This window comes from Clostridium sp. AF28-12 (genome assembly GCF_003435225.1).
In the GTDB taxonomy this organism is placed as follows: domain Bacteria; phylum Bacillota; class Clostridia; order Lachnospirales; family Lachnospiraceae; genus Pilosibacter; species Pilosibacter fragilis.
Genome location: NZ_QWGJ01000014.1, coordinates 1 through 2,790, shown reverse-complemented (window position 1 = coordinate 2,790; position 2,790 = coordinate 1). Strand labels below are relative to the sequence as shown.

Annotated in this window: 2 protein-coding genes and 1 pseudogene; all 3 read right to left on the bottom strand. The window is 48.3% G+C overall.

All coding sequences use genetic code 11. The features are described from left to right. Positions 1-218, bottom strand: a pseudogene (locus DWY93_RS17515) (hypothetical protein); the annotation flags it as partial. A gap of 87 nt (positions 219-305) precedes the next feature. Beyond that, on the bottom strand, positions 306-2,138 hold the full coding sequence (locus DWY93_RS11855) for a reverse transcriptase/maturase family protein (protein ID WP_117471387.1): 1,833 nt from the start codon (positions 2,136-2,138) through the stop codon (positions 306-308). 421 nt (positions 2,139-2,559) lie between these two features. Next, a partial coding sequence (locus DWY93_RS17305) for a hypothetical protein (RefSeq protein WP_207658702.1) occupies positions 2,560-2,790 on the bottom strand: 231 nt, incomplete at its 5' end.

Below are 2,790 nucleotides of genomic sequence, written 5' to 3'. Positions count from 1 at the left end.
CCCACGCAGCTCCAGATTGCCATGATGATGTCATCTTCCAGAGCGATGTTCTGCACCAGCACAGCATAAATTGCCACGCAGACGATAATGAGAAACGCCTGAAAGCCCAGCGCCAGCAGGGATCGGAGGTAATTCTGTCCCATACCGCCCCATTCTTTGCCCATCATTGCAGCCATTGGAACAGGAGCCACCGAAGTTACAAGTAGGGTAAGAACCCGACGCCTTACCATATCACTATGGCAGGTTTCCGAGAACTCCCCTCCGAACCGGACTTACACCTCTCGATGTATCCGGCTCTCCAGATGTCAGTCTAATTTCCCTACGTGTAACTTATCGTGACAGTCAATGCAGAGTGCCATTGTCTTGCGTCTGCGCCCAATCATGGCGATTTCCCATTGTTTCCTGCCACTCAAATCCTTGAGTTTTCGTACATGGTGTATCTCAAGCGGCACATTCTCTGTGCCGCACCACTCGCATTTGTTCGCTTGTAGCCTTTTAATCAGGCTGTTGCACCCGTAGTTCTCAACCACTCTTGCCACTATGTCGGGGTTGCCGCTTTCGACTTTGGTATTCCGGCGGAACCCATTATTGTAGAACAGCACTTTACCCACTTTGCCATTTTTCTTCGGATACTCCACAACAAAGTCTTTTCCTTGACGGTACTTGCGAATAATTCTGCTAATTCGTGTCCGATATTTTCCGGCGAAAGTTTTGAGCATACTGTATCTCATTACATAGTAGAAGTTGTTGAGTACGGTCACGTTGTTTGCGAGCCGGTAGTAGTTGTATAATCCACGGATTTCTGCGTTGTACTGGTTTAGGATTTCCAGGTCGTCCAGGTGCAACAGGCGGGTGCGCCGGACAGGTTCCCAAACCTCTTTGTTTCCGTTCTGTTTGTCGTATTTAATTTTGAGGGCATTGTAGGAGAGCAGGCGTTTTACCCATTTATCATGGGGAACATAGAGCAAGACTTTTCCGTTGTTCACTCGTCTGGTAGCCCCGGTTTTGGTCTTTTTGCTGTACTCGCCCTTGGCGATTGTGACCTCGTATCCCAGAAACTTTGCAAAATCATGTCCGTGGGTAATCAGAGTCTTTTCCCCGGACATTTCCAGATGAAGTTTTTCCCGGATAAAACAGCCTACTTCTTGTTTTACCTGTTCTGCGTCCTCTTTACTGCCGATAACTCCTATCAGAAAATCATCCGCATACCGGACGTAGCAAATCCTCTTATAGCTGTCGTCCATCTGGTCACTGTATGGCATGGATTTCAGACTGCGCCGCAGTTCCCGGATTTCCGCAATTAAGCCCTCTTTTTCTTTCTCGCTCATTTTAGAGAGATTTCTTTTAAGCCGTTGCTCTTTTCCCCGGCAAACATCCAACTTCTTCTTGAACGCAGGATTGATTTTACGGCGGTTTCCGCAGTTGAACTTCTCTGCGTATTCTGCCATATAGTTGTCCAGTTCGTTCATATAGATATTTGCAAGGATGGGGCTGATGATAGAGCCTTGGGGAGTGCCGGAGTAGGTATTGTGATAATTCCAGTCCTCCATATATCCGGCTTTCAGAAACTTCCATAGCAGACCAATGAAATGTTCGTCTGCAATCCGCTTCCGCAGAATGTCAATCAGCACATGATGGTCTACATTGTCAAAACAGCCCTTTATATCCCCCTCAACGAACCACTTTGTCCCCGTAAAATATTTCTGTACATATTTGAGTGCCGTATGGCAGCTTTTGTTTATGCGGAAACCGTGGGAGTAGTCGCTGAAAGTTGGCTCATAGATGCTCTCTAAGATGAGCCGCACCACCTCCTGTATCAGTTTATCGTCGAATGACAGTATCCCCAGAGGGCGCATTTTCCCATTGGATTTCGGGATATACGTTCTCCTCGCCGGGTTGGGCTGGTAGCTGAAATCACGCATTTTTTCAATGAGGGCGTTTATCCTTGCCATTCCCATACCGTCAATGGTTTTGCCGTCTGTTCCGGCTGTCATGTTGCCTGGTTTCGCCTGTATCCGCTGGTATGCCAGCAGATAGAATTGTGGATTGTACAGATTGCGGTATAACCGCTCGTACTTGTAACTCTTATTACACGCCTTGGATTTTAGGCTTTCCAACACATTTTCAGGACTTCTCATAATGCCTCACGCACCTTTCCTTTTTATGAATTGGTTGACATCCTGCCTCCCTTCGCCATGTAGACGGCTTTCCCGCCCTCGGACTACTACGGAGGCTCCGTTGCCATGCCGGATATTCAGCGTCATCTTTCTTGGGTTTTTACCCCTTGAAATTTTTCACCTTGCGGCATTACGCATAGCCGGATAATCCCGGCACTCCGGTTTAGGCAATCTCCAGTTAGACACCTTGGGAAAAGCGTATTGTGATGTCGGTAATGGGTTTTCGTCCTTTTCCGCTTATTGCGGCTGGCTGTCATAAGTATCGTGCGGTCTGTGTCTACCTGTCACATTCTGCTATGACATACGGCGAATACAACCATCCTGCGCCGCCGGGTCGAGTATCCCGCCTCGGACTGCCCTTAAAGCAGTTTAGCCTTGTTCCTCATTCACAATGTTGCGTCTTGCCGCTCAGTCGTGGGTAGATGGTTTCCCCAACTTGCGATTTTTTCGGTACGCTATTGTCCCCCTTGTGGTTTCCCTCCGGGGTAAACCGAATGACGCTAAAGTGACATTTTTCACGTCTTTGATACTTTTCTTTACCGGCTTGCCAAAGCCGGATTCCCAAAATGCCCGCGCACCGCTTTCGGATGAAAAGCGGCGCTTCTGGACGCGC

Bases quoted from the DNA above. Each gene is read 5' to 3' on its own strand.
- DWY93_RS11855 (WP_117471387.1), bottom strand. From the start codon at position 2,138: ATGAGAAGTCCTGAAAATGTGTTGGAAAGCCTAAAATCCAAGGCGTGT.